The organism is Hydrogenophaga pseudoflava (assembly GCF_004353865.1).
Classification (GTDB): Bacteria; Pseudomonadota; Gammaproteobacteria; order Burkholderiales; family Burkholderiaceae_C; genus Hydrogenophaga; species Hydrogenophaga pseudoflava.
Map to the genome: position 1 here is coordinate 4,331,985 of NZ_CP037867.1, position 25,538 is coordinate 4,357,522.

Consider the following 25,538-nt stretch of genomic DNA (forward strand, 5'->3'; position numbering starts at 1 on the left):
TGCCATGACACCGAACCAAGTCATCGTACTCGCCACGCCGGTGTTCCTGCTGCTCATCGCCATCGAGTTCTGGGTCGGGCGACGGCGCAGGCGCAACACCTACGCGCTGGCCGACACATTCAGCAGCATCGGCCTGGGCATGCTCAGCCGCATCGCCGACGTGTTCACGTTCGCGCTGCGCCTGGGCATCTACGTCTGGGTGCAGGACCACGCGGCCCTGTGGCGCAACGACGGTTTCTGGACCTCGTCCGCCGGCTGGCTGCTGGCACTGGTGTTCTACGACTTCCTCTACTACTGGAACCACCGCCTGGGCCACGAGGTGGGCCTGCTCTGGGCCGCGCACGTGGTGCACCACCAGAGCCAGCACTACAACCTCTCCACCGCGCTGCGCCAGCCCGCCAGCTACGCGCTGCTGGGCTGGGTGTTCTACCTGCCGATGGCGCTGGCCGGCGTGCCGCCGCTGGTGTTCGCGGTGGTCGGTCTGGTGGACCTGCTCTACCAGTTCTGGATCCACACCGAGCAGGTCGGCTCGCTCGGCCGCTTCGACCGCTGGTTCGCCTCGCCCTCGAACCACCGCGTGCACCACGCCGTGAACGACCGCTACCTGGACAAGAACTACGGCGGCATCCTGATGCTGTGGGACCACCTGTTCGGCAGCTTCGAACCCGAGGACCCGGAAGAACCCTGCGTCTACGGCACGCGCAAGCCGCTGCAGAGCTGGGACCCGGTCTGGGCCAACGCCGAGGTCTACGCGGGGCTGGCCCGCGACAGCGCGCGCACCGGCCGCTGGGGCGACCGGCTGCGCACCTGGATCAAGCCCCCCGGCTGGCGCGCGCCCGATGTGGCGGCGCGCTGGCCGACCCCGGCCTTCGACCTCGGCGCCGTGCAGCGCTTCGACCCGCCCGCCTCGCGCGGCGCGCAGGCGCTGGCGGCACTGGTGTTCGTGCTGCTGCTCGGCGGCGTCGCCTTCTTCCTCTGGACCGCCGACGCGCGCGCCCTGCCGGGCAACCTGGCCTGGACCGCCGCCCTGCTGGCCGGGCTCTGGGCGCAGGGCGCGCTGCTGCAGGGCCGCATAGGCCCGGGAATGGTGCTGATGGTGCTCAGCGCCGCGTTGGCCACACTCGCCGCCGCGGAAGGCTGGACCGAACTGCACCGGGTGTTCAAGCCGCTGACCATGCTGGTCGTCATCGGTCTGGTGCTGCGCGCGGACGTCCGCCACAAGGGCTGGCTGCTGGCCGCGCTCGCAGGCTCGCTGGCCGGCGACGCCTTCCTGATGTTCGAGGGCTTCTTCATCGCCGGCCTGGCGTCGTTCCTGCTCGCGCACCTGGCCTACATCGCCCGCCTGCGGTCCGACGCGCCCTGGTTCGCTGACCGGCGGGCGCTGGGAGCGGTGGGCGCTGTGGGTCTGGTGATGTACGCGCTGCTCTGGAGCGGAGGGCCGTGGAGCGGCGGTCTGCCGCCGGGCCTGCGGGCGCCAGTGGCGGCCTATGTGCTGGTCATCGCACTGATGGTGTCGCAGGCGCTGGGGCGGGCCCGCGTGCACGCCGATCCGGCGGCCTGGCGCGTGGCCGCGGGCGCCCTGTGTTTCATGCTCAGCGACACCCTGCTGGCGACCGACCGCTTCCTTGTGCCGCTGCCAGCGCGCGACCTGTTGGTGCTCGCCACCTACTACGCAGCACAGTGCCTGATGGTGGCCGGCCTCCTGGGCAAGGCGCCGCGTCAGGGGACGTAGACGCGGGCCTCAAGTCCCAGGGCCCGAACCTTTGCCGCGGCCTGCTCGGCTTCTTCGCGCCGTTCGAAGGGCCCCACCCGCACGCGGGTGAGCGGACCACGGGCCGACTCGATCGGGTCATCCAGCACCGGCAGGCCGGCTTCGAGGAGCCTGGCCTTCGCCCGCTCGGCGTTGGCCTCCCGGGCGAACATGCCGACATTGACACCGAAACCACGCGGCCTGGACCGGAGCACCGGGTCCGGCTCCACAGGGGGGGGTGCCGGCGCAGGCGACGCAGGCATGGCGGCCGCGGTTTCGACAGGGACTTGAACAGGAAGAACGGTGGTCGGCACCGGAGCATCCACCGCTGGCGTTGCCACGGGCAATGGCGAGTCCAGCGACGAGGGCTGCTGCGGCGCCGGCGGCTGAAACTGCACAGCCTCCGCAAGGGACGGGCGCCACTGCTGCCAGATCACACCGGACAGCAAGGCCACCACCACCAAGGTAGCCGCAGCAGCCACCATGCCCGACACGCGCCAGCCGTACTCGGTGCGCCCGAGCCGCTCCACCGCGTCCTGGAAGCTGTCGGCCTGGGCAACGGCGGCGGCCACCCGGTCGCGCAGGCCCCGGTGCAGCCAGGCCATACCCCAGAGGCCGGGCAACGCGCACCACAGAACCAGGACCGACGCCGTCAGACCGACCCGGATGCCCGTGGGCACGCCGTCGGTGCGCGTCCACAGCCAGCCCAGGGCCACGGTGGCGGCAAGCGCCAGCCCCGCCTGCGCGAGCGCAGCGCTCCACAACCGCCAGTACACCAGCCAGGCCAGCTGACCCAGCGCTGCGCGGGTGTTCCAGACCATGGCCGAACGCCCGCGTTCCTCGAACCGCGCGATGATGGGCAGGTAGGCGATGGCACCGGCAGGACCCAGCGCGGCTCGGTACAGCGACGCTGCGCTGGCCGGCATGCCCGTCGGGTCGTCCTGCCCGGTATCCACGTCAGACGGCGTCTGGGAACAGGACGTCGCCCGCCGCCGGCGGCGCCACGCCCAGGTGACGGTAGGCTGCCAGCGTGGCGGTGCGCCCGCGCGGCGTGCGCTGCAGGTAGCCCTGCTGGATCAGATAGGGCTCGATCACGTCTTCGATGGTGTCGCGCTCCTCGCCAATGCTGGCTGCGATGTTGTCCAGCCCCACGGGCCCACCGTCGAAGCGGTGGATCACGGCTTCCAGCAGCTTGCGGTCCATCAGGTCGAAGCCCTGTGGATCGACGTCAAGCATGGTCAGTGCCCGGCCTGCGATGTCGGCGGTGATGCGGCCGTCGCCCTTGACGTCGGCGTAGTCGCGCACGCGGCGCAGCAGGCGGTTGGCGATGCGGGGCGTGCCACGCGAGCGGCGCGCGATCTCGAACGAGCCTTCGGCGTCGATCGGCGCGTTCAGCAGGCCGGCGCTGCGCGTGACGATGCGCGAGAGCTCCTCGGCGGTGTAGAACTCCAGTCGCGCCACGATGCCGAAGCGGTCGCGCAGCGGGTTGGTCAGCATGCCGGCGCGGGTGGTGGCGCCGACCAGGGTGAAGGGTTGCAGGTCGAGCTTGATCGAACGCGCCGCCGGGCCTTCGCCGATCATGATGTCGATCTGGTAGTCCTCCAGCGCGGGGTAGAGGATTTCTTCGACGACCGGCGACAGGCGGTGGATCTCGTCGATGAACAGCACGTCGTTGGGTTCGAGGTTGGTCAGCAGCGCCGCCAGGTCCTTGGGCTTTTCCAGCACCGGGCCACTGGTCTGGCGCAGGTTCACGCCCAGCTCCTGCGCAATGATGTGGCTCAGCGTGGTCTTGCCGAGGCCGGGCGGGCCGAACAGCAGCACATGGTCCAGCGCCTCAGCGCGCTTCCTGGCGGCGCCGATGAAGATCTCCAGCTGCTCGCGCACCTTCATCTGGCCCACGTATTCGTCCAGCAGCTTGGGGCGCAGGGCGCGCTCGATCGCTTCTTCCTTGGGCGAAAAAGTGGTGGCGGAAACGACCCGCGGAGCGGGGGCGAAATCGTCGGTCTGGATGCTCACGGAGCCGACTATACAGGCCCGTTTCCGGGGCGTTGCTCAAGTCGGGAGCGCCGCCTGCCGATACCCGAAAGACCCCCGTTTTTCGCCGCCACCCGACCATGAACCGCACCGCCGCCCACCGCCCAGCGACCCCGACGCTGATCCGGACCGCCCTCGCTTCGGCACTGGTCATGGCAGCGGCCTGGTGCCTGACGGCACCGGGCACGGCCCGGGCCTCCGATGCTCCCAGCCACTCCGCGCCGCCGCCGGCTCCCATCGCGATGCCGGTGGGCACGGCCAAACCCGGCGCCCAGCCCCGGAACGCCGCGGCGACCCCGGCCGGCGCAACGGCCGCCGAGTCCCGCTCCGACCCGCAGGCGGTCGCCGCCAAGATCAAGGCGGTGCTGGACAAGCACCGCGGCACCGAGGTCGCACCGCCCGCCAACCACCAGACCGCCGACCGGGTGGCCAAGGCCATCCGCAACGGCCACGCCGCGCCCGAGGCCCACGGCAGCCCCGCGTCCAAGGGGCACGACCCGCACTGGTCCTACGAGGGCGCCTACGGCCCCGAGCACTGGGCCCGCGTGAAACCCGAGTTCAACGTCTGCGCCATCGGCAAGCGACAGTCGCCCGTGCATATCCAGGAGACCACGACGCTGCAGGGCCCGGCCGAGCCGCTGCAGTTCGACTACCGACCCACTGGCGGCAGCGTGGTGAACAACGGCCACACCATCCAGGTCGACCTGGAGCCGGGCAACACCCTGAGCGTGCGCGGCGCCACCTACGAGCTGCTGCAGTTCCACTTCCACCACCCGTCGGAAGAGCGGGTCAACCACCGCAGCTTCGCCATGGTCGCGCACCTGGTGCACAAGAACCACGAAGGCCAGCTGGCGGTGGTGGCGGTGCTGATCGACCCGGGCGCGGCCAACGGGCTGATCAACAAGGTGTGGACCCACATGCCGCTGGACAGCGGCGACCGGGTGCGCCTGCCCGCCGGGCTGATCGACCTGCGCGAACTGCTGCCCGCCGACCAGCGCTACTACCAGTTCATGGGCTCTCTCACCACGCCGCCCTGCACCGAAGGCGTGCTGTGGAACGTGCTCAAGACCCCGGTGACCGTGAGCCGGGAGCAGCTCAAGCTGTTCTCGCAGATTTTCCCGAACAACGCCCGCCCGGTGCAGGCTCTCAACGGGCGGATCGTGCGCGAGGCGCAGTGATCACTTCGCCAGCGACTTCAGCGCCAGCTTGATGCCCTCGCTCACGCCTACGCCGGCTGGCAGCGCCTTGAGCGCCGCCGCGGCGTCCTTCTCGTTGTAGCCCAGGGCCATCAGCGCCTGCTGGATGTCGCCGGCCGCGTCGCCCACGGCGGCGGCTGCGCCCGGCAGCGGCAGGTCGGCGCCCAGCTTCCCCTTGAGTTCGAGCAGCAGGCGCTCGGCGGTCTTCTTGCCGATGCCCGGCACCTTGACGATGCGACCTGCCTCCTGCGCCGTCACCGCCTGTGCCAGCTCGGCGACGGACAGGCCCGAGAGCACCGAGAGTGCGGTGCGCGGACCGATACCGCTGATCTTGATGAGCTGGCGGAAGGCCTCGCGCTCGGCCGCGCTGCCGAAGCCGTAGAGGATCTGCGCGTCCTCGCGCACCACGAAGTGCGTCAGCAGCGACACCTTCTCGCCCGCCGCCGGCAGGTTGTAGAAGGTGCTCATGGGCACGTCGACCTCGTAACCGACCCCGTGGCAGTCGATCAGGATCTGGGGCGGATTCTTTTCCAGCAACGTGCCGGTCAGCTTGCCTATCATTGAGGTCCTTTCACCAATCAGCCCGGGATTATCTGTTTTGATCCTCCGCCACACCTTCTCGCCGCCCGACAACACCCGCATGGCCCACCTGTGCGGCCCGATGGACAGCCACATCCGCAGCATCGAGGCGGCGCTGCAGGTCAAGGTCGCGCACCGCTTCGAACAGTTTCGGATCGAAGGCCCCAAGGCCAAGGCCAACCAGGCGCTGGAGGTGCTGCAGGCGCTGTACGAGATGGCGAAAAAGCCCATCCCCGAAGAAAAGGTGCAGCTCATGCTGGCCGGCGACACGGCGCTGCCGCCCGGCGGCGACGAGGCCACCGCAATGCAGACGCGCCGCGGCGAGGTGCGCGGGCGCACGCCCAACCAGGCGCGCTACCTGGACAACATGGCCACGCACGACATCACCTTCGGCATCGGCCCGGCCGGCACCGGCAAGACCTACCTGGCGGTGGCCTGCGCGGTGGATGCGCTGGAGCGCAGCGCGGTGCAGAAGATCGTGCTGACGCGCCCGGCCGTCGAGGCCGGCGAGAAGCTGGGCTTCCTGCCCGGTGACCTGGGCCAGAAGGTCGACCCCTACCTGCGCCCGCTGTACGACGCGCTGTACGACCTGATGGGTTTCGACAAGGTGCAGAAAGCCTTCGAGCGCCAGCAGATCGAGATCGCGCCGCTGGCTTTCATGCGCGGGCGCACGCTCAACCACGCGTTCGTGATCCTCGACGAGGCGCAGAACACGACCGTGGAACAGATGAAGATGTTCCTCACCCGCATCGGCTTCGGCAGCAAGGCCGTGGTCACCGGCGACGTGAGCCAGATCGACCTGCCGGTGACGCAGCTCTCGGGCCTGATCGACGCCGAGCGCGTGCTCAAGCGCGTGACCGGCATCGCCTTCAACCGCCTGACCAGCGCCGACGTGGTGCGCCACCCGCTGGTCGCCCGCATCGTCGACGCCTACGAGGCGCGCAGCCCCGGCGTGGCAGAAGCCCCGCGCGGCGGCCGCCGCAAATCCAGCTGACCGACTGCCCGACGCACCGACCATGGCCCTGCCTTCGCTTTCGCTTTCCCTGCAGTTCGGCGACCTGAAAGACGCCGCCCGCCACCGCGCCGCGCTGCCGCGCCACACCGTGATCCGCTGCATCCGCCATGCTCTCGAAGCCGACGCCGAGATCACCGTGCGCATCGTCGACGCCGACGAGGGCCAGGCGCTCAACCGCGAGTACCGCGGCAAGGACTACGCGACCAACGTGCTGACATTCGACTACGCCATCGAGCCGGTGGTGATGGCCGACCTGGTGCTGTGCGCGCCGGTGGTGGCGCGCGAGGCGAAGGAACAGAAGAAGACCCTGGCCGCGCACTACGCGCACCTGCTGGTGCACGGCACCCTGCACGCCCAGGGCTGGGACCACGAGACCGGCGAAGCAGACGCCGAGGCGATGGAAGCGCGCGAGATTGAAATCCTCGCCGGACTGGGCATCAAGAACCCGTACTGATCAGCGGACGCACTGTCCTTCGATCTCGACCAGCAGATCGCTGCGGCAGACATCGGCCAGCACATAGGTCACCGGCGCGTCACCCAGGCGCTGCGCGACCACCTCGCGCACGGTGGCCAGGTCGGCCGGGTGGCGCACATAGGCCCGGTAGCCCAGGTCGCCCAGCGCGAACGGCCCGCTGCGGGACTTCAATGACGCCTGCGCCAGCACCGCCGCGATGTTGTCCAGGCTCTCCACGGTCTGCGCACGCACGTCGCCCGGGTGCACGGTCTCGTGCCCGACGATGCTGGCGGTGCCCGAGACGAACAGGATTTCCTGCCCCGGTGGGTGCACCAGTGCCGCGCGCGAGAAGGTCGGGCTGCGCGGGCCGTAGCGGTCCGGGTAGAGGAAGGCGCTGACCTGGCGCGGGTTCTCGACCGGCACGATGGGCGTCGGCCCGGCCAGGAAGGCCACCGTCAGCGGACCGGACGCCACGCCCAGCGCGCAGGCCGCCGGCACGCGCCCCACCACGCTGCGCGCCCCGGCCTCGAAGGCATCGCCGCGGCCGATGTTGAACTGGCGGTAGCGCTCCAGCCCGTCGGCTTCGCCGTTGATGTCGGCCATGTAGTTCCACAGCCGCCAGAGGTGGGGCAGGCCCTGGGCATCGAGCAGCTGGAAGATGCGTGCGTAGATGTCGAAGGCCGCCTGCTGCAGGGCGCTGCGGCCGGGCTCGGGAACCACGCCAGCCTCCGGCACATCGATCACCCCGAACAGCAGGTCGCCGCTGCGGCGCCACACCACCCCCTCATGCTCGCCGGTCAACACCGGCGCACCGTCCGGCAGCAGCCAGCACTCCCGCAGCGCCTCGCCACCGTCCAGCACCGGGGTCGGCAGGTGCTGCAGCGGCCAGGCCACCGCGGGCGGCGACGCGGCGCCGACGTGAAAGCCACCCAGCACCTGCCCGGTCGGCAACGAAGAAAAGGAACGGAGGCTCAGGAGCGACAGGCTCATGCGGTCAACAGCGAAAGAAACAGGAAGAACGCGCTCAGTGCATGCGCATCGGGATGGTGACCGGGCCGTCGTTGACCAGGTGCACCTGCATGTCGGCGCCGAAGCGCCCGGTGGCGACCTGCGGGTGCTGCGCCCGCGCCAGCCCGACGAAACGGTCGTACAGCGCCTCGCCCAGGGCCGGTGGCGCTGCGCCGGTGAAGCCCGGCCGGTTGCCGCCGCTGGTGTCGGCCGCCAGGGTGAACTGGCTGACGATCAGCAGGCCGCCGCCCTCGTCCTGCACGCTGCGGTTCATCTTGCCGGCCTCGTCGGCAAAGATGCGCAGCTTCAGGATCTTGGCCAGCAGTTTCTGCGCCACGGCCTCGGTGTCCGCAGGCTCGGCACAGACCAGCACCAGCAGGCCGGCGCCGATCTGCCCGACCGTCTCGCCAGCGATGTCGACGCGGGCCTGGCTCACCCGTTGCAGCAGCGCGATCATTTCAGGTCCGCCTCATCGTAGAAATGCGCCTCCACGTCCGAGGGCAGCAGCTGAATGCTGGCGCGCAGCCCCGGCACCGCGCTCATCAACGCCTGTTCCACGCTGGTGCGCACCGCAGCCGCACGGCCCAGGGTCCAGGCCGCGGGCATGTGCATGTGCAGGTCCACGAAGCGCCGCTGGCCCGCCTTGCGGGTGCTGACGTGGTCGAAGCGGATGATCTGCGTGTCGCCGCGCGTGTGGGCAAAGCCGGCCAGGGTCTGTTCGATGGTGGCCAGCACCTCGGGCTCGACCGCCTCGTCCATCAGGCCCTGGGTCGAGCGCCAGATCAGGTGGAAGCCTTCCTTGAGGATGTTCAGCGCCACGCCGATGGCCACCACCGGGTCCAGCCACATCCAGCCCGTGAGCTGCACCAGCGCGATGCCCGCCACCACGCCGGCCGAGGTCCAGACGTCGGTCACCAGGTGTTTGCCGTCGGCCTCCAGCGCAATCGAGCGGTGCTCCTTCGCCGCGCGGAACATCACCCAGGCCAGCAGGCCGTTGAGCGCCGAACTGGCCACCGACAGCGCCAGCCCCCAGCCTACCTGCTCCAGCGGCTGCGGGTCGAGCAGGCGCTGACCGGCGGTCCAGACAATGCCCAGCGCCGCGACGATGATCAGGATGCCCTCGAAGCCCGAGGAGAAGTACTCGGCCTTGTGGTGGCCGTACGGGTGGTCGTCGTCGGCCGGACGCGCGGCGATGGTGACCATGACCAGGCCGAACACCGCGCTGGCCAGGTTCACCAGCGACTCCATGGCGTCCGACAGCAGACCGACCGAGTCGGTGACCCACCAGGCCAGGGTTTTGAGGGTGATGGTGATGACGGCCACCACCACCGACGCCATGAGCAGGCGGCGGGGTGTGAGCCAGGATGAAACAGAAGGACTCATGGTCCGATTGTCGCCCGGCGATCTGGTGAAACTTTGGCGCCTGAAGCGTGTAATTTTGTAACCACCCGGTATCCATTCGGTGCCAGAATGGCCCGGGAGCGACACAAGCATGAACCACCCCACCCCCGCTGACGACACGTTCTGGATCGGTCCCACCGACGCCTGGCTGCTGGCCGAGGGCAGGCACCTGCGACCCTGGCAGAAGCTGGGTGCCCACCCCACCATCCTGGGGGGGCAGAGCGGTGTGGCCTTCGCGGTGTGGGCACCGGCCGCCCGCTGGGTCGGGCTCAGCGGCGACTTCAACGGCTGGCAGCCGCAAGGCATGCGCCACCGGCCCGAGTGCGGTGTGTGGGAACTGTTCGTGCCCGGCGCGGGCGTGGGGGCCTGGTACAAGTTCCAGGTCGAAGGGGCCGACGGCCGCACCGTGATGAAGACCGACCCCTATGCGCGCGAGACCGAGCTGCCGCCCGGCAACGCGGCCCGGGTCTGCGAGCCGCTGCGCAGCGCCCCCGCCCCGTCCGGCCCGCACCAGAGGCCGCCCGTGCCGATGTCGATCTACGAGGTGCACGCCGGCTCCTGGAAGCGCCCCGGCGGCCGGGACGTGATGCCCACCTGGGACGACCTGGCGCAGCACCTCGTGCCCTACGCCTCCAGCCTGGGCTTCACCCACCTGGAGCTGCTGCCGGTCAGCGAACACCCCTTCTACGCCTCCTGGGGCTACCAGCCCACCGGCCTGTACGCACCCACCGCGCGCTATGGCCGGCCCGACGGCTTCCGGCGCTTCGTCGACGCGGCCCACGCCGCCGGCCTGAAGATCATCCTGGACTGGGTGCCGGCGCACTTCCCGGCCGACGAACACGCGCTGGCCCGCTTCGACGGCACCGCGCTGTACGAACACGCCGACCCGCGCGAGGGCTTCCACCGCGACTGGAACACCCTGATCTACAACTTCGGCCGCCACGAGGTGAAGAACTTCCTGGTCGGCAATGCGCTGTACTGGATCGAGCAGTACGGCATCGACGGGCTGCGCGTGGACGCGGTCGCCTCCATGCTCTACCGCGACTACAGCCGTCCTGCGGGCGAGTGGGTGCCCAACAAGGACGGCGGGCGCGAGAACTACGAGGCCATCGCCTTCCTGCGCGAGGTGCACGAGGTGCTGCAGCGCGAGGCGCCGCAGGCCATGACCGTGGCCGAGGAGTCGACCGCCTTCCCGCAGGTCACCGGCGCGGTGCAGCAAGGCGGCCTGGGCTTCGACCACAAGTGGAACATGGGCTGGATGCACGACACCCTGGCCTACATGTCGCAGGACCCGGTGCACCGGCGCTGGCACCACCACAAGATGAGCTTCGCGATGATGTACGCCTACAGCGAAGACTACGTGCTGCCGCTCTCGCACGACGAGGTGGTGCACGGCAAGGGCTCGCTGCTGGGCAAGATGAGCGGCGACCCCTGGCAGAAGCTGGCCAACCTGCGCGCCCTGTACGCCTGGATGTACGCGCACCCGGGCAAGAAGCTGCTGTTCATGGGCGCCGAGCTGGCCCAGCCCACCGAGTGGAACCACGACGCCGAGCTGCCCTGGCACCTGCTGGAGCAGCCGGCCCACGCCGGCGTGCAGAACCTGGTGCACGACCTCAACAGGCTCTACCGCCAGGAGCCGGCGCTGCACGCGCGCGACACCGACCCCGACAGCTTCCGCTGGCTGGTGGTGGACGACGCCGACCAGTCGGTGCTGGCCTTCGTGCGCTTCGGGCGCGCGCTGGAGGACACCCTGGTCGCGGTGGCCAACTTCACACCCGTGGTGCGGCACGACTACCGCGTCGGCCTGCCGCACGACGGCGCCTGGACCGAGCGCCTGAACACGGATTCGAGCCACTACGGCGGCGGCAACGTGGGCAACCACGGGCGGGTGCAGGCGCAGCACCAGCCGCTGCATGGCCAGGGCTGGTCGGCGCCGCTGACCCTGCCTCCTTTGGGCGTCCTCTGGCTGCAACCCGAGAAAACATGACACACACGGCCGCACCGGCGCTCGGCGCACATCTGGTCTGCGAACACGGCCAGGACGGTGTGCGTTTTGACGTCTGGGCGCCCGAGGCCACGGCGGTGGAGGTGCAGCTGTTCGGACCGGACCGCACGCCCACCGGCGTGCTGCCGCTGGACGCGGCGGGCGATGGCCTCTGGTCGCGCTTCGTGCCCGGCCTCGGCGCCGGCCAGCCCTACGGCCTGCGCGCCCACGGCCCCTGGAACCCCGAGGCCGGGCAGCGCTTCAACCCGGCCCGACTGCTGATGGACCCCTGGGCGCCCGGCTTCGTGGGCGACACCGCCCGGCTGGCGCTGCAGACCGGCCACGCGGTGGCCAACCCGCTGCAGCCGGTGGAGTCCTGGGCGCAGCACCGGCCCGAACCGGCGGACAACGCTTCGTCCATGCCCCGCTGCCTGGTGGTCGACAGCGCGGCCGAACTGGCGGCGGGTGCCGCGATCACCCCCGGCCCCGGCACCGCACCCGACCGCGTCGTGCTCTACGAGGCGCACGTGAAGGCGCTGACCCGGCTGCACCCCGAGATCCCGCCCGCGCAGCGCGGCACCTACGCCGGCCTGGCCCACCCCGACATGCGCGAACACCTGCGCCGCCTGGGCGTGACCACGGTCTGCCTGCTGCCGGTGTACGCCTTCACCAGCGAGCGCCACCTGCTGGCGCGCGGCCTCACCAACCACTGGGGCTACAACACGCTCAACGCCTTCACACCGCACGCCGGCTACGCGGCCTGCACGGCGGGGCGCGACCCGGTGGACGCGGCCGAGGCGCATGCGGTGCGCGACGAGTTCCGCGCCATGGTCGATGCCCTGCACCGCGACGGCATCGAGGTGGTGCTGGACGTGGTGTTCAACCACACGGCCGAAAGCGATCTCGACGGCCCCACGCTCTCGTGGCGCGGCCTGGGCCAGAACCACTGGTACGCCATGGGCGAGCGCGGTGTGCCGCACAACTTCAGCGGCACCGGCAACAGCCTGAATGTGAGTGAACCGCGCGTGCTGCAGTGGGTGATGGACAGCCTGCGCTGGTGGGTCGCGGCCTACGGCGTCGACGGCTTCCGCTTCGACCTGGCGGTCTCGCTCGGCCGCGACGCCTCGCAGGGTCATCGCTTCCAGCGGCATCACGCGCTGCTGGCCGCGATGCGGCAGGACCCGCTGCTGCGCGGCGTGCGCCTGATCGCGGAGCCCTGGGACATCGGCCCCGACGGCCACCGCACCGGCGGCTTCGCGCCCGGCTGGCTGGAATGGAACGATGCCTTCCGCGACGGCGTGCGCGCCTTCTGGCTCGGCCACCCGGCCACGCGCGGCGAGCTCGCCACCCGCGTCTGCGGCAGCAGCGACAAGTTCCGCCACAGCGCCCGCACGCCGCTGGCCAGCGTGAACCTGCTGACCGCCCACGACGGCTTCAACCTCGCCGACCTGACCGCCTACGCGCGCAAGCACAACCGGGCCAACGGCGAAGACAACCGCGACGGCCATGGCCACAACCTCTCGGCCAACGGCGGCACCGAAGGCCCCACCGACCAACCGGCCGTGCTGCGGCGGCGCGGTCTCTGGCGCCGCGCGCTGCTGGCCACGCTGTTCTGCGCCCAGGGCACACCGCAGCTGCTGGCCGGCGACGAGATCGGCCACAGCCAGCGCGGCAACAACAACGCCTACTGCCAGGACAACGCCCTGACCTGGCTGGATTGGCCGCACGCCGACCCGGCGCTCGCAGGCTTCGTGGCCGGCCTCACCGCCCTGCGCCGCGCCCACCCGGGCCTGCGGCAGGCGCGCTGGTTCGACGGCCGGCCGCCCTCGGATGGCGCCACACCCGACATCGCCTGGTTCGACACCGACGGCGCGCCGCTGAGCGCCCCCGCCTGGCGCAGCCAGGAGCACCGCACGCTGGCCGCCATCATCACGGTCGGCGAGGGCGGCCAACCCGCGCAGGAATCCCTGCTGGTGGTCTGGCATGCGGGCGAAGCCGCCGAGTTGCAGTTGCCACCAGGGCTCTGGGGGCTGCGGCTGGACAGCGCCCGGGCGCTGGTGGTCGCGGGTCCCGACGCCCCAGATGGCCCCAGTATCGAAGGCCGGCTGCTGCTGAGCGAGCCGACGGTGTGCGTGCTGGTCCGGGCCTTGCATGGCCGGTCGAACCCCACCGACCCCGTTTCATGAACTCCACCATCCACCCCCTGCTCGCGCGCCGCACCAGTGGCGTGCTGCTGCACATCACCAGCCTGCCCGGCCCCCACGGCTGCGGCGACCTTGGCCCCGCCGCGCGCCACTTCGTCGACTGGCTGTCCGCCGCCGGCCAGTCGCTGTGGCAGGTGCTGCCGCTCTCGCCTGCCGGCCCCGGCAACTCGCCCTACCAGAGCGTTTCGGCCTTCGCCGGCAACCCGCTGATGGTCGACCTCGACGACCTGGTGCGCCAGGGCTGGCTGCCCTGGACACCGCGCCAGGGCTTCGACCACCACCGCTGCGACTTCGAGCGCGTCGCCCCCTGGCGCATGGCCTGCCTGCGCAAGGCCTGGAACGGCTTTGCCGAGCGCGCCAGCGACGAGTGCCGCGCCGCCCTGGCCGACTTCTGCGCCGAACACGCGCACTGGCTGGACGACTACGCACTGTTCATGGTGCTGGACGAGCGCTACGGCGGCCCCTGGTCGCGCTGGCCCGCGCCGCTGGCCCGGCGTGAGGCCGCCGCGCTGGACGAGGTGCGCGCGCAGTCGGCCCACGCCCTGGGCTTCTGGCGCTTCGTGCAGTGGCGCTTCTGGGTCCAGTGGCAGGGCCTGCGCGACTATGCGCGCTCGCAAGGTGTGCACATGGTCGGCGACGCCCCGATCTTCGTCGCCCACCACAGCGCCGACGTCTGGGGCCACGCCGAGCAGTTCCTGCTGGACGAGCGGCTGGAGCCGCACGTGGTGGCCGGCGTGCCGCCCGATTACTTCAGCCCCACCGGCCAGCGCTGGGGCAACCCGCTCTACAACTGGGACACCATGGCGCACCACGGCTACCGCTGGTGGAAGGACCGGCTGGCGCACCAGTTCCGGCAGGTCGACATCGTGCGCCTGGACCATTTTCGCGGCTTCGAGTCGCACTGGGAAATTCCCGCCAGCGAACCGACCGCGGTGGCCGGCCAGTGGCAGCCGGGGCCGGGCCTGCGCTTCTTCGACGCCATCACCGACGAGCTCGGTCCGCTGCCCATCATCGCGGAGGACCTGGGCCTGATCACCCCCGAGGTCACTGCGCTGCGCGAGGCCTGCGGCTTCCCGGGCATGCGCATCCTGCAGTTCGCCTTCGGCAGCGGGCCGAAGAACCCCTACCTGCCGCACAACCTGGAGCGCCACGCCGTGGCCTACACCGGCACCCACGACAACGAGACCACCGTCGGCTGGTGGGCCAGCGCGCCGGCCGGCGAACGCCACGCGGCGCTGGACTACCTGGGCCCCTGCATCGCCACCGAACCGCACTGGACCCTGGTGCGCGCGGCCTCGCAGTCGGTGGTCAACACCGTGGTGGTGCCGTTCCAGGACGTGCTCGGCCTGGACACCCGCCACCGCATGAACACCCCCGGCATGGCCACCGGCTGCTGGGAGTGGCGCTTCGAATGGAATCAGGTCAACCACGAGCCGGCCGAACGCCTGGCCGCTATGACCCGTGCCCATGGGCGATGGCAAGCACCCTGAACACCCCCTTCACCACAACAACCACCGGAGACACCCATGGACAAAACCTCTCCCCAGCAACTGGCGCGTCGCACCATCGGTCTGGTGCTCGCCGGCGGCCGCGGTTCGCGGCTGAAGGCGCTGACCGACCGGCGCACCAAGCCGGCCGTGTACTTCGGTGGCAAGTTCCGCATCATCGACTTCGCGCTCTCCAACTGCCTGAACTCCGGCGTGCGCCGCATCGGCGTGCTCACCCAGTACAAGTCGCACTCGCTGCTGCGCCACCTGCAGCGCGGCTGGAGCTTCCTGCGCAACGAGTTCAACGAGTTCATCGACCTGCTGCCCGCCCAGCAGCGCATCGACGAGGACAGCTGGTACCTGGGCACGGCCGACGCGGTCTATCAGAACCTGGACATCCTGCGCGCCCACAACCCCGAGTACATCCTGATCCTGGCCGGCGACCATATCTACAAGATGGACTACGCCGAGCTGATCGCCGACCACGTGGCGCAGGGCAAGAAGTGCACCGTGGCCTGCATCGAGGTGCCGATCGCCGAGGCCAGCGCCTTTGGCGTGATGGCCATCGACCCCATGCGCCAGATCGTCGAGTTCGTCGAGAAGCCGGCCAACCCGCCAGCCATGCCCGGCAAGCCGGAGGTGTCGCTGGCCAGCATGGGCATCTACGTGTTCGACGCCCCGGCGCTGTTCGCCGCGCTGGAGCAGGACGCGGCCACCCCCGGCTCCAGCCGCGACTTCGGCAAGGACGTGATCCCGGCCATGGTGGCCGAGGGCCAGGCCGTGGCGCACCCCTTCGGCATGTCCTGCGTCAAGAGCTCGCCCGAGGCGCCAGCCTACTGGCGCGACGTCGGGACGGTGGAGGCCTACTGGGCCGCCAACCTGGACCTGACCAACACCATTCCCGAGCTGGACATGTACGACCGCGACTGGCCGATCTGGACCTACCAGGAGCAGTTGCCGCCGGCCAAGTTCGTGTTCAACGACGACGGCCGCCGCGGCATGGCGGTGGACTCGCTGGTCTCGGGCGGCTGCATCATCTCGGGCGGCTCGGTGAACCGCTCGGTGCTGTTCTCCAAGGTCCACATCCATTCCTACGCCGAGGTCGACGAGGCGGTGCTGCTGCCCGAGGTCGACGTCGGCCGCGGCTGCAAGCTGCGCAAGGTGGTGATCGACAACGGCTGCGTGATCCCGCCGGGCATGCAGATCGGCTACGACGCGGACGAAGACGCCAAACGCTTCTACCGCTCGGAGGGCGGCGTGGTGCTGGTCACGCGCGCGATGCTTGAGGCCCTGAAGTGAGCCTGCGCGTCCTCTACGCCTGCTCCGAGGTCTTTCCGCTGCTCAAGACCGGCGGTCTGGCCGACGTGAGCGCGGGCCTGCCGCCGGCGCTGGCGGCGCAGGGCGCCGACGTGCGCCTGCTGCTGCCGGCCTTCCCGTCCATCGTGGCGGGTGTCGTGCCCGAGGGGCCGAGCCTGCTGGTGCCCAGCGGCGACACCGTGGGTCTGCCGCACGGCCTCGGCCCGCAGCCCGGCACCGTGAACGGCCCCACCCCCTGGCTGCAGCGTGGGTACATCGAGGCGTCGGGCCTGCCGGTGTGGCTGCTGCACGCGCCCGGCCTGTACGACCGGCCCGGCAACCCCTACCAGGACGCCAGTGGCAAGCCCTGGCCCGACGCGGCCGAACAGTTCGCCTGGCTGGGCTGGGCCGCCGCTCTGCTGGGCACCGGTCTGGACAGCGGCTGGGTGCCCGACGTGGTGCACGGCCACGACTGGCACACCGGCCTGGCCTTCGCCTACCTCCACCGGCTGGTGGCGGCTGGCCACCGCCGCCCGGCCGGCGTGTTCACCGTGCACAACCTGGCCTACCAGGGCGTGTTCGGCCCGCAGGTGCGCGAGCGCCTCGGCCTGCCCGACGAGCTGTTCCACCTGCACGGCCTGGAATTCCACGGCCAGGTCTCGTTCATGAAAGCCGGCCTGCAGTTCGCCGACGCCATCACCACCGTCAGCCCGACCTACGCGCGCGAGATCACCGGCGCCGAACAGGGCTGTGGCCTGGACGGCGTGCTGCGCGAGCGGCGCGACCGCCTGCACGGCATCCTCAACGGCGTCGACGATGCGGTCTGGGACCCGGCGAACGATGCCCTCGTGCAACCCGACTTCAGCGCCGACGACCTGCGTGGCAAGGCGGCCGCCAAGGCGCGGCTGCAGCAGCGCCTTGGCCTGCAGGTCCTGCCCGACGCGCTGCTGTTCTGCGTCGTCAGCCGCCTGACCGAGCAGAAGGGCCTGCACCTGCTGCCCGGCGTGGTCGACGAGCTGGTGCGCCGCGGCGGCCAGCTGGCCGTGCTCGGAGCGGGCGACCCGCTGATCGAGCAGGCGCTGCAGCACGCGGCGCAACGCCACCCGGGCGCGGTCGGCCTGCACATCGGCTACGACGAGGGCCTGGCCCACACCGTCATCGCCGGCAGCGACGTGATCCTCGTGCCCTCGCGCTTCGAACCCTGCGGCCTGACCCAGCTCTACGGCCTGCGCTACGGCACGCTGCCCCTGGTGCGCGCCGTCGGCGGCCTGGTCGACACCGTCACCGACAGCAGCCTGGAAAACATCGATGACGGCCGCGCCAGCGGCTTCGTGTTCCACGAGTTGACTGAAGACGACCTGCTCGCGGCACTGCGCCGCGCCTTCGCCCTGCGGCGCCGCGAGGCCGACTGGCGCGCGGTCCAGCGCCACGCCATGTCGCTGCGCTTCGACTGGGCGCGCGCCGCCACCGACACCCTCAAGGTCTACGCACTGGCCCGTGCCGACGCCACTGGCACGGCATCTGCTTGATCCGACCACCTCCTGCCCTGTACTGCACCGCCATGCCCAACACCCTCCTGACGCCCGCCACGGGCACCGCCACCGCCCCGTTCGAGTACGAACAGCTGGAGAACAGCGTTGCGGCATTGCGCGTGTCCATCGCCAACCGGCTGGTCTACGCCGTCGGCAAGGACCTGCGATCGGCCACCCGCCGCGACTGGCTGTTCGCCCTGTTCCATGCGGTGCGCGACCGCATGATGCACAAGTGGCGCGAGACGCTGGCGGTCTCGCAGGACAGCGACGCCAAGCGCGTCTACTACCTCTCGATGGAGTTCCTGACCGGCCGGGCGCTCACCAACGCCCTGCTCTCGGTCGGCATCTACGACGACGCCAGGGAGGCCTGCACCCAGCTGGGCGCCGACTTCGACGCCCTGATCGACCTGGAGACCGACGCCGGCCTGGGCAACGGCGGCCTGGGTCGGCTGGCCGCCTGTTTCCTCGACTCCATGGCCACGGTCGGCCTGCCCGGCATGGGCTACGGCATCCGCTACGACTTCGGCATGTTCGCGCAGAAGATCGTCGACGGCCGACAGGTCGAGGAACCCGACTACTGGATGGTCAACGGCAACCCCTGGGAATTCATGCGCCCCGAGTTCAGCTACGAGGTGCAGTTCGGCGGCCGGCTGGTGCAGGAGGGGGACCACGTGCGCTGGGTCGACACCGACGACGTGATCGCCACCGCCTACGACACCGGCGTGCCCGGCCACGAACTCACCAGCGTCTCCACGCTGCGCCTGTGGACCGCGCGCGCCACCAGCGGCATCAACCTCGACGCCTTCAACAAGGGCGACTACATGCGCGCGGTGGAGGCCAAGAACGAATCGGAGAACGTCTCGCGCGTGCTCTACCCCGACGACTCCACCGAGCACGGCAAGGAGCTGCGCCTGCGCCAAGAGTATTTCTTCGTCAGCGCCTCGCTGCAGGACATCCTGCGCCGCTACCTCAAGAGCCACGGCAGCTTCGAGCAGCTGGCCGAAAAGGTCGCGATCCACCTCAACGACACCCACCCCGCGCTGGCAGTTCCCGAGCTGATGCGCCTGCTGGTGGACGAGTACCAGGTCGAGTGGGACGCCGCCTGGGCCCTGTGCCAGCGCATCTTCAGCTACACCAACCACACGCTGATGAGCGAGGCGCTGGAGACCTGGCCGGTGGACCTGATGGGCCGGCTGCTGCCGCGCCACCTGCGCATCATCTACGACCTCAACGCCCGCTTCCTGGCCGAGGTGCATGACCGCTTTCCCAACGAGAACGACCTGCTGCGCCGCGTCTCCCTGATCGACGAACACGGCCAGCGCCGCGTGCGCATGGCCTACCTCTCGGTGCTGGCCAGCCACAAGATCAACGGCGTCTCGGCCCTGCACAGCGACCTGATGGTCAAGACTATCTTCGCCGACTTCGCGCGCCTGTGGCCCGATCGTTTCAACAACAAGACCAACGGCATCACACCGCGGCGCTGGCTCTCGCAGGCCAACCGCCCGCTGTCGGCGCTGATCGACGCTCGCATCGGCACCACCTGGCGCCGCAACCTCGACGAGCTGAAGCAGCTGCGGCCGCTGGCCGACGACGCGGAGTTCCAGAGCGCCTTCCGCCTGGCCAAGACCCAGAACAAGAAGCGGCTGGCCGAGCGCATCGCGCAGGAGACTGGCATCGTCGTCAGCACCGACAGCCTGTTCGACGTGCAGATCAAGCGCATGCACGAGTACAAGCGCCAGCTGCTCAACCTGCTGCACGTGGTCACGCGCTACCAGCAGATCCTGGCCCACCCCAACGCCAACTGGGTGCCGCGCACCGTGGTCTTCGGTGGCAAGGCGGCCTCGGCCTACTACATGGCCAAGCTGGTGATCAAGCTGATCAACGACGTGGCGCGCGTGGTCAACCACGACAAGCGCGTGGGCGACAAGCTCAAGGTGGTGTTCATGCCGAACTACCGCGTCTCGCTGGCCGAGGTGATCATCCCCGCCGCCGACCTGTCGGAGCAGATCTCCACCGCCGGCACCGAGGCCTCGGGCACCGGCAACATGAAGTTCGCGCTCAACGGCGCACTGACCATCGGCACCTGGGACGGCGCCAACATCGAGATCGCCGAGAACGTGGGGCTGGAGAACATCTTCATCTTCGGCCACCGCACCGAGCAGGTCGCGGCCCTGCGCGCCAGCGGCTACAACCCGCGCCGCTACTACGACCACAACTACGACCTCAAGACCACCATCGACCGCATCGCCGAAGGCGCCTTCAGCCCGGAAGAGCCCAACCGCTTCCACGACATCACGCGCACCCTGCTGGAGTCGGACTACTACCTGCTGCTGGCCGACTACGCCGACTACATCGCGACCCAGCAGAAGGTCGACGAGCTCTACCGCCGCCCGAACGAATGGGCGCGGCAGGCGATCCTCAACGTCGCCGGCATGGGCATGTTCTCGTCCGACCGCACGATCCGCGAGTACGCCGACGACATCTGGAAGGTCAAGCCCCTCTTCCAGTGACGCGGGCGCAGCCCGCATGACAGAATCCGCCGCATGCGGAACAGCGGCGGATCGTTGCGGTGGTGGTGGCTCGGCGGCGCGGTGCTTTCCGCTGCAGGCTCGGTCATGATCGCCCGCCAGTCCATCGACGAACAGCGCGCGCTGTTCGAGACCGACGCCCGCATCGTGCACCGCCTGCTGAGCCAGCAGGTGGTGCAGCACGATGCCATTCTCGACACCCTGGCCCTGCTGCAACCCGCGCCCGGCGCGCCCGTCAGCGCCGCGCCCGAACAGCGGCTGCCGTCCCTCTATCCCCACATCCTGTCGGTGCAGCGGCGCGAGCACGGCGCGGCCTGGGCCGACCCCGATCTGGCCTCGGCGGAGCAGCGCTCGGCGCAGGACCGCCGGCCGGCCCTCGTCCGCCCGGACCTGGCCTCGGGCCGCTACCGCCTGGTGCTCGCCGCCCTGCCCACCGCCTACGCGCTGACCATCGACCTGCGCGGCATGGTGCCCTGGTCCGAATGGCCGATGAAGCCCGAAGCCAGCCCGGTGCGCGTGGTGCTGGAGCACGAAGGCCAGCGCGTGGAACTGCAGTCCGGCGATGCGGCGGCTCTGGCCCGCTCGGGCGGCTGGCGCTTCGAATTCCACAAGCACCTGGCCGCTGCCAGCCAGCCCTTCGGCGTGGTGGCCGAACAGCGGCTGGGCTGGTCGCAGCTGCCCTGGGGCCTGATGCTGGCGTGGACCGCCCTGGTCGCGACCGCGCTGACGCTGGGCGCGCAGTGGCAGCGCCAGCGCACCGCACGCCGACGCGCCGAGGAACTGCTGCGACTGGGCCAGGTGGCGCGCCTGAACACCCTGGGCGAACTGGCGGCCGGCATGGCGCACGAGCTCAACCAGCCGCTGACCGCGGTGCTGGCCAACACGCAGGCGGCGCAGCGTCTGCTGGCCGAGAACCCGCCCGAGCTGGACACGGCGCGCCAGGCCATGGCGCAGGCGGTGGACCAGTCGCGCCGCGCGGCCGAGGTGGTGGGCCGCCTGCGGCGCACGGTGGAACGGCCCGGCACGCCAGACGGTGCGACGACCGCCGCCGTGCTGTCGCTGGATCTGGCCGAGGCGGCGCGGCGGGCGGTGCACCTGCTCGAACCCGAGTGCCGGCGGCGCGGTGTCGTGGCGCAGGTGCAGGCCGACGCCGCCGTGACGGTCGCCGGCGACCCGGTGGCGGTCGACCAGATCGTGCACAACCTGCTGATGAACGCCCTGCAGGCGATGGACGCCGTGCCCGTGGCGCAGCGCGCGCTGCAGCTGACCCTGCGCCGCGACGGGGGCGTCGGCGAGCTTGCCGTGGCCGACCGCGGCCCGGGCATCGCGCCGGGGGCCCTGCCGCGCCTGTTCGAACCGTTCTTCTCCACCCGCGACGGCGGCCTGGGCCTCGGCCTGTCGCTGTGCGAGACCCTGGCCCAGGGCATGGGCGGCTCGCTCGCCGCCGCCAATCAGCCCGGCGGCGGCGCGGTGTTCACGCTGCGCCTGCCACTGTCCAGGGGCACCGCATGACCAGCCTCTCGCCCACCATCCACCTGATCGACGACGACGCCGCGGTGCGCGAAAGCCTGGCGCTGCTGATCGGCACCGTGGGCCTGCGCGTGACGACCTGGGCCGACCCGCAAGCCTTCCTGGACGGTTTCGACCGCGAGGCGATCGGCGCCATCGTGCTGGACGTGCGCATGCCCGGCATCAGCGGCCTGACCGTGCTCGACACCCTGGTCGCGCAGGGCGTGGACCAGCCCGTCATCATGCTCACCGGCCACGGCACGGTGGAGATGTGCCGCCGCGCGTTCAAGGCCGGCGCAGCCGAGTTCCTGGAGAAACCGGTCAACGACGAGCTGCTGATCGAGGCGCTGCAGAACGCGGTGCGCCAGCACGTGCGCACCCGCGAACGCCACCAGGCCGACCGCGCGGCGCGCGAGCGATATGCGCAGCTGTCCGAGCGGGAGCGCGAGGTGCTGGGCCTGATCGTCGCCGGCCTGACCAACAAGGAGATCGGCCGCGCGCTCGACCTCTCGCCGCGCACCGTCGAGACCCACCGCGCCAACCTGTTCGCCAAGCTGCAGGCGGAGTCGCTGGCGCAGCTGATCCGCCACTACGCGGCGCTGGTGGACGAGGCGTCTGCCGGCTGATGGTCCTGCCTTCGATGCCACTCCGTAGTTCTACGGAGCCCGGCGCGTAGCCGTCCGAATGTTGCGAACGGGCGCGAATTTCTACAGTTCTCTCACGGTTGATTGAACCGCACCCACCCGAAGGAGAACCCCATGAAAGCCATTGTTTCCGCATCCGCCGTCGCCCTGTCCCTGATCGCCGGTGCCGCCAGCGCACAGGCTGTGCGAACCGAAAAGAACATGTCGCTGGAGCTGGCCAACCAGATCGCCGCCGCCACCGTGGCCGCCTGCGCCGCGAACAACTACAACGTCACTGCCGCCGTGGTCGACCGTGCCGGCGTGCTGCGCGCGCTGCAGCGCGCCGACAACGCCGGCCCGCACACGGTGGATGCCGCGCAGGGCAAGGCCTACACCTCGGCTTCCGCCCGCAACACCACGGCCGCGATGCTGGAGAACGTGCAGAAGAACCCCGGCGCTGCCACGCTGGTCGACATCCCCGGCTTCCTGGTGCTGGGCGGCGGTGTGCCGGTCAAGGTCGGCAACGAAGTGATCGGCGCGGTGGGTGTGGGTGGCGCGCCCGGCGGCCATCTGGACGAACAGTGCGCGAACGCCGGCATCGCCAAGGTCGCGGACCTGCTGAAATGAAGACGCCGCTGCGGGCCATTGCCCTGGCCCTGTCGCTCGCACTGGGCAGCGTCGGCGCGCAGGCCCAGGTGGCACCGAGCGCGGCCGAGGCAGCGGCGTACACCGGTCTACACGCCGCGGCGCACAAGGGCGACGTGGCCAAGATCCAGCGTCAGGTGGCCTCGGGTGCGGCGCTGAACGCCACCGACGCCTACGGGCGCACACCGCTGCATGTGGCGGCGTTCGCCCGCCAGCGCGAGGCGATCCGCGCGCTGGCGAAAGCCGGCGCCGATCTGAACACGCTGGAGAACGACCGCTACGACGCCGTCACCATCGCGTCGGTTGCGGATGACGAAGCCACGCTGAAGGTGCTGCTGGAACTGGGGGCGAGCGCGAAGCAGGTGACCAGCCGCTACGACGGCACAGCCCTGATCGCGGCGGCGCACCTGGGGCATGACGGCGTGGTCCGGCAGCTGATCGCGGCCGGTGCGCCGCTGGACCATGTGAACAACCTGCACTGGACGGCGGTGATCGAGTCGATCGTGCTGGGCGACGGCGGAGCGCGGCACCAGGCGACGCTGAAGGCGCTGATCGACGCGGGGGCCAACCTGCAACTGGCGGACCGCAGTGGTCAGACGCCACTGGTGCTGGCGAAGGCCCGTGGGTACTCAACCATGGTTTCTATGCTCGAGAAGGCTGGGGCGCGTTGAGCCCCTGGCTCTCCCGTATCGCTTCATGGGACGAGCGCCAGCGGTGGCCGGCTCCGCTCATGTCCCCCGGCTTGGGCTGCGCCCAAGCCTCCTCCTTTACTTCGCTGCGCCGGTCACCGCTGTCACTCGTTCCGCAAACGCGCGGACGTACCCACGGCTGCACACCCACATCACCTCGGATCGGGGCGACAGTGCGTTCTGTGCAGTGAGGTAAAGGAGGAGGACCGGCGCAGCCGGTCCGGGGGACACGAACGGAATAGAGCGCGCTGGCGCCCCGATCCCGCGAGGTACTGGTTTACGTCAGCGTGACGCGAGCGAACTTCCGCTTGCCCACCTGCACCACGTACACACCTGCGCCCAGCTTCAGCCCCTTGTCGCTGACCACCGACGAGTCGATGCGCACACCGCCGCCGTCTATCAACCGGTTGCCTTCGCCATTCGACGCCACCAGACCAGCGGCATTCAGCAACGCCGCCACGCCCATCGGCGCGCCCGACAAAGTCACTTCAGGAATCTGATCCGGCACCCCGCCCTTGCTGCGATTGATGAAATCCTGCTCGGCCGCCTCGGCCGCCGCCGCGCTGTGGAATCGCGCCGTGATCTCCTTGGCCAGCATCACCTTCGCATCCTTGGGGTTGCTCCCGCCTTCCACTTCCTTCTTCAGCGCTTCGATCTCGGCCATCGACTTGAACGACAGCAGCGTGTACCAGCGCCACATCAGCGTGTCCGAGATCGACAGCACCTTGGCGAACATGGTGTTGGGCTCTTCGGTGATGCCGATGTAGTTGTTCTTGGACTTGGACATCTTCTCGACGCCGTCCAGACCTTCGAGCAGCGGCATGGTCAGGATGCACTGCGGCTCCTGGCCGTACTCCTGCTGCAGGTGGCGGCCCATCAGCAGGTTGAACTTCTGGTCCGTGCCGCCCAGCTCCAAGTCGGCCTTGAGCGCCACCGAGTCATAGCCCTGCATCAGCGGGTACAGGAACTCGTGCACGCTGATCGGCGTGCCGGCGGTGAAGCGCTGGTGGAAGTCGTTGCGCTCCATCATGCGCGCCACCGTGTACTTGGCGGCCAGCTGGATCATGCCCATCGACCCCAGTGGTAGCGACCACTCACTGTTGTAACGGATCTCGGTTTTTGCGGGGTCCAGTACCAGGCTGGCCTGCTTGTAATAGGTCTCGGCGTTGGCCTTGATCTGCTCGGGCGTGAGCGGCGGGCGGGTGCTGTTGCGGCCGGAAGGGTCGCCGATCAGGCTGGTGAAGTCGCCGATCAGGAAGATGACCTGGTGACCCAGGTCCTGCAGCTGGCGCATCTTGTTGAGCACCACCGTGTGACCGATGTGGATGTCCGGTGCCGTCGGGTCCAGTCCCAGCTTGATGCGCAGCGGCACGCCCGTCTGCTCCGACTTCGCCAGCTTTTTCACCCAGTCGTCCTGGGGAATCAGTTCGTCGCATCCCCTCAACGTCACCGCCAGCGCCTCGCGGACACCGTCCGTCGGCTGGAGGCCTCCGCCGACCGGCAAAGACACGCCTGAAACATCGGTATCGCTGTGATTCATAAGGGTTTTTTCAGATGCGGACACCCCTCTCGGGGCTACAATTGCAGGTTTGGCGAGCCCGGAT

General features: G+C 70.1%; 21 protein-coding genes. 14 read left to right on the forward strand and 7 right to left on the reverse strand.

The genetic code is table 11. From position 1 onward, the window contains the following. Positions 1-4: 4 nt before the first annotated feature. Entirely contained in the window at positions 5-1,732 is a 1,728-nt protein-coding gene (locus HPF_RS20880) for a lysoplasmalogenase family protein (protein ID WP_133157718.1), read from the forward strand. Here HPF_RS20880 and HPF_RS20885 read toward each other — a convergent pair. Both HPF_RS20885 and ruvB read right to left on the reverse strand, forming a co-directional pair. Continuing rightward, positions 1,720-2,706 carry an SPOR domain-containing protein gene (locus HPF_RS20885; RefSeq protein WP_133157719.1) on the reverse strand — a complete coding sequence of 329 codons (987 nt, stop codon included), beginning with the start codon at positions 2,704-2,706 and terminating at the stop codon, positions 1,720-1,722. The two genes, HPF_RS20880 and HPF_RS20885, sit on opposite strands and share 13 nt — an antisense overlap. Position 2,707: 1 nt before the next feature. Next, positions 2,708-3,766: a Holliday junction branch migration DNA helicase RuvB gene (gene ruvB / locus HPF_RS20890; RefSeq protein WP_133157720.1), complete on the reverse strand. Its 1,059-nt coding sequence runs from the start codon at positions 3,764-3,766 to the stop codon at positions 2,708-2,710. A gap of 98 nt (positions 3,767-3,864) precedes the next feature. Here ruvB and HPF_RS20895 point away from each other — a divergent pair, with 98 nt between their 5' ends. After that, a complete protein-coding gene (locus tag HPF_RS20895) occupies positions 3,865-4,962 on the forward strand; it encodes a carbonic anhydrase (protein ID WP_066155114.1) in 1,098 nt (365 codons plus the stop codon). Here the strand turns inward: HPF_RS20895 and ruvA are convergent, their stop codons facing one another. Then, positions 4,963-5,541 carry a Holliday junction branch migration protein RuvA gene (ruvA, locus tag HPF_RS20900; protein ID WP_133157721.1) on the reverse strand — a complete coding sequence of 193 codons (579 nt, stop codon included), beginning with the start codon at positions 5,539-5,541 and terminating at the stop codon, positions 4,963-4,965. Between the two features lie 37 nt (positions 5,542-5,578). On the opposite strand from ruvA, the gene HPF_RS20905 reads away from it, so the two are divergent. Next, on the forward strand, positions 5,579-6,553 hold the full coding sequence (locus tag HPF_RS20905) for a PhoH family protein (RefSeq protein ID WP_079366643.1): 975 nt from the start codon (positions 5,579-5,581) through the stop codon (positions 6,551-6,553). 22 nt (positions 6,554-6,575) lie between these two features. Continuing rightward, a complete protein-coding gene (ybeY, locus tag HPF_RS20910; RefSeq protein WP_079366642.1) occupies positions 6,576-7,028 on the forward strand; it encodes an rRNA maturation RNase YbeY in 453 nt (150 codons plus the stop codon). Here ybeY and HPF_RS20915 read toward each other — a convergent pair whose 3' ends face one another. Genes HPF_RS20915 through HPF_RS20925 form a run of 3 tightly spaced genes read right to left on the reverse strand, consistent with a single transcriptional unit; the run spans position 7,029 to position 9,419 of the window. Beyond that, complete coding sequence (locus HPF_RS20915; RefSeq protein ID WP_133157722.1) at positions 7,029-8,018, reverse strand: chorismate transformation FkbO/Hyg5 family protein; 990 nt, start codon at positions 8,016-8,018, stop codon at positions 7,029-7,031. 34 nt (positions 8,019-8,052) lie between these two features. Then, positions 8,053-8,493, reverse strand: coding sequence for a D-aminoacyl-tRNA deacylase (gene dtd, locus HPF_RS20920; protein WP_133157723.1), 441 nt, complete (start codon positions 8,491-8,493; stop codon positions 8,053-8,055). Next, entirely contained in the window at positions 8,490-9,419 is a 930-nt protein-coding gene (locus HPF_RS20925) for a cation diffusion facilitator family transporter (protein ID WP_066155135.1), read from the reverse strand. Before HPF_RS20925 ends, dtd begins: the two co-directional genes overlap by 4 nt. 109 nt (positions 9,420-9,528) lie before the next feature. Between HPF_RS20925 and glgB the strand changes: the two genes are divergently transcribed. The 10 genes from glgB (at position 9,529) to HPF_RS20975 (ending at position 23,916) form a co-directional block, all read left to right on the forward strand. Beyond that, entirely contained in the window at positions 9,529-11,424 is a 1,896-nt protein-coding gene (glgB, locus tag HPF_RS20930; protein WP_133157724.1) for a 1,4-alpha-glucan branching protein GlgB, read from the forward strand. After that, a complete protein-coding gene (gene glgX / locus HPF_RS20935; RefSeq protein WP_133157725.1) occupies positions 11,421-13,607 on the forward strand; it encodes a glycogen debranching protein GlgX in 2,187 nt (728 codons plus the stop codon). The genes glgB and glgX overlap by 4 nt, the downstream gene beginning before the upstream one ends. Next, positions 13,604-15,115, forward strand: a complete 1,512-nt coding sequence (gene malQ / locus HPF_RS20940; RefSeq protein WP_243721633.1) for a 4-alpha-glucanotransferase — start codon at positions 13,604-13,606, stop codon at positions 15,113-15,115. The genes glgX and malQ overlap by 4 nt, the downstream gene beginning before the upstream one ends. Before the next feature lie 36 nt (positions 15,116-15,151). Further along, positions 15,152-16,411: a glucose-1-phosphate adenylyltransferase gene (glgC, locus tag HPF_RS20945; protein ID WP_133157726.1), complete on the forward strand. Its 1,260-nt coding sequence runs from the start codon at positions 15,152-15,154 to the stop codon at positions 16,409-16,411. Then, complete coding sequence (gene glgA / locus HPF_RS20950; RefSeq protein WP_243721634.1) at positions 16,408-17,937, forward strand: glycogen synthase GlgA; 1,530 nt, start codon at positions 16,408-16,410, stop codon at positions 17,935-17,937. Before glgC ends, glgA begins: the two co-directional genes overlap by 4 nt. A 32-nt stretch (positions 17,938-17,969) precedes the next feature. Continuing rightward, positions 17,970-20,450: a glycogen/starch/alpha-glucan phosphorylase gene (locus tag HPF_RS20955; RefSeq protein ID WP_133157727.1), complete on the forward strand. Its 2,481-nt coding sequence runs from the start codon at positions 17,970-17,972 to the stop codon at positions 20,448-20,450. Between the two features lie 33 nt (positions 20,451-20,483). After that, positions 20,484-21,980 carry a sensor histidine kinase gene (locus tag HPF_RS20960; RefSeq protein WP_133157728.1) on the forward strand — a complete coding sequence of 499 codons (1,497 nt, stop codon included), beginning with the start codon at positions 20,484-20,486 and terminating at the stop codon, positions 21,978-21,980. Further along, positions 21,977-22,603 carry a response regulator transcription factor gene (locus tag HPF_RS20965; RefSeq protein ID WP_133157729.1) on the forward strand — a complete coding sequence of 209 codons (627 nt, stop codon included), beginning with the start codon at positions 21,977-21,979 and terminating at the stop codon, positions 22,601-22,603. The genes HPF_RS20960 and HPF_RS20965 overlap by 4 nt, the downstream gene beginning before the upstream one ends. A gap of 132 nt (positions 22,604-22,735) precedes the next feature. Next, a complete protein-coding gene (locus tag HPF_RS20970) occupies positions 22,736-23,227 on the forward strand; it encodes a GlcG/HbpS family heme-binding protein (RefSeq protein ID WP_127804163.1) in 492 nt (163 codons plus the stop codon). Next, positions 23,224-23,916: an ankyrin repeat domain-containing protein gene (locus HPF_RS20975; RefSeq protein ID WP_127804161.1), complete on the forward strand. Its 693-nt coding sequence runs from the start codon at positions 23,224-23,226 to the stop codon at positions 23,914-23,916. The genes HPF_RS20970 and HPF_RS20975 overlap by 4 nt, the downstream gene beginning before the upstream one ends. A gap of 295 nt (positions 23,917-24,211) precedes the next feature. On the opposite strand, the gene tyrS is transcribed toward HPF_RS20975, so the two are convergent. Beyond that, positions 24,212-25,474: a tyrosine--tRNA ligase gene (tyrS, locus tag HPF_RS20980; RefSeq protein WP_133157730.1), complete on the reverse strand. Its 1,263-nt coding sequence runs from the start codon at positions 25,472-25,474 to the stop codon at positions 24,212-24,214. Positions 25,475-25,538 lie beyond the last annotated feature (64 nt).

Coding starts and splice junctions, on each gene's coding strand:
- HPF_RS20880 (WP_133157718.1), top strand. CDS start 5: ATGACACCGAACCAAGTCATCGTACTCGCCACGCCGGTGTTCCTGCTG.
- HPF_RS20895 (WP_066155114.1), top strand. CDS start 3,865: ATGAACCGCACCGCCGCCCACCGCCCAGCGACCCCGACGCTGATCCGG.
- ruvA (WP_133157721.1), bottom strand. CDS start 5,541: ATGATAGGCAAGCTGACCGGCACGTTGCTGGAAAAGAATCCGCCCCAG.
- ybeY (WP_079366642.1), top strand. CDS start 6,576: ATGGCCCTGCCTTCGCTTTCGCTTTCCCTGCAGTTCGGCGACCTGAAA.
- HPF_RS20915 (WP_133157722.1), bottom strand. CDS start 8,018: ATGAGCCTGTCGCTCCTGAGCCTCCGTTCCTTTTCTTCGTTGCCGACC.
- dtd (WP_133157723.1), bottom strand. CDS start 8,493: ATGATCGCGCTGCTGCAACGGGTGAGCCAGGCCCGCGTCGACATCGCT.
- HPF_RS20925 (WP_066155135.1), bottom strand. CDS start 9,419: ATGAGTCCTTCTGTTTCATCCTGGCTCACACCCCGCCGCCTGCTCATG.
- glgB (WP_133157724.1), top strand. CDS start 9,529: ATGAACCACCCCACCCCCGCTGACGACACGTTCTGGATCGGTCCCACC.
- glgX (WP_133157725.1), top strand. CDS start 11,421: ATGACACACACGGCCGCACCGGCGCTCGGCGCACATCTGGTCTGCGAA.
- malQ (WP_243721633.1), top strand. CDS start 13,604: ATGAACTCCACCATCCACCCCCTGCTCGCGCGCCGCACCAGTGGCGTG.
- glgC (WP_133157726.1), top strand. CDS start 15,152: ATGGACAAAACCTCTCCCCAGCAACTGGCGCGTCGCACCATCGGTCTG.
- HPF_RS20955 (WP_133157727.1), top strand. CDS start 17,970: ATGCCCAACACCCTCCTGACGCCCGCCACGGGCACCGCCACCGCCCCG.
- HPF_RS20960 (WP_133157728.1), top strand. CDS start 20,484: ATGCGGAACAGCGGCGGATCGTTGCGGTGGTGGTGGCTCGGCGGCGCG.
- HPF_RS20965 (WP_133157729.1), top strand. CDS start 21,977: ATGACCAGCCTCTCGCCCACCATCCACCTGATCGACGACGACGCCGCG.
- HPF_RS20970 (WP_127804163.1), top strand. CDS start 22,736: ATGAAAGCCATTGTTTCCGCATCCGCCGTCGCCCTGTCCCTGATCGCC.
- HPF_RS20975 (WP_127804161.1), top strand. CDS start 23,224: ATGAAGACGCCGCTGCGGGCCATTGCCCTGGCCCTGTCGCTCGCACTG.
- tyrS (WP_133157730.1), bottom strand. CDS start 25,474: ATGAATCACAGCGATACCGATGTTTCAGGCGTGTCTTTGCCGGTCGGC.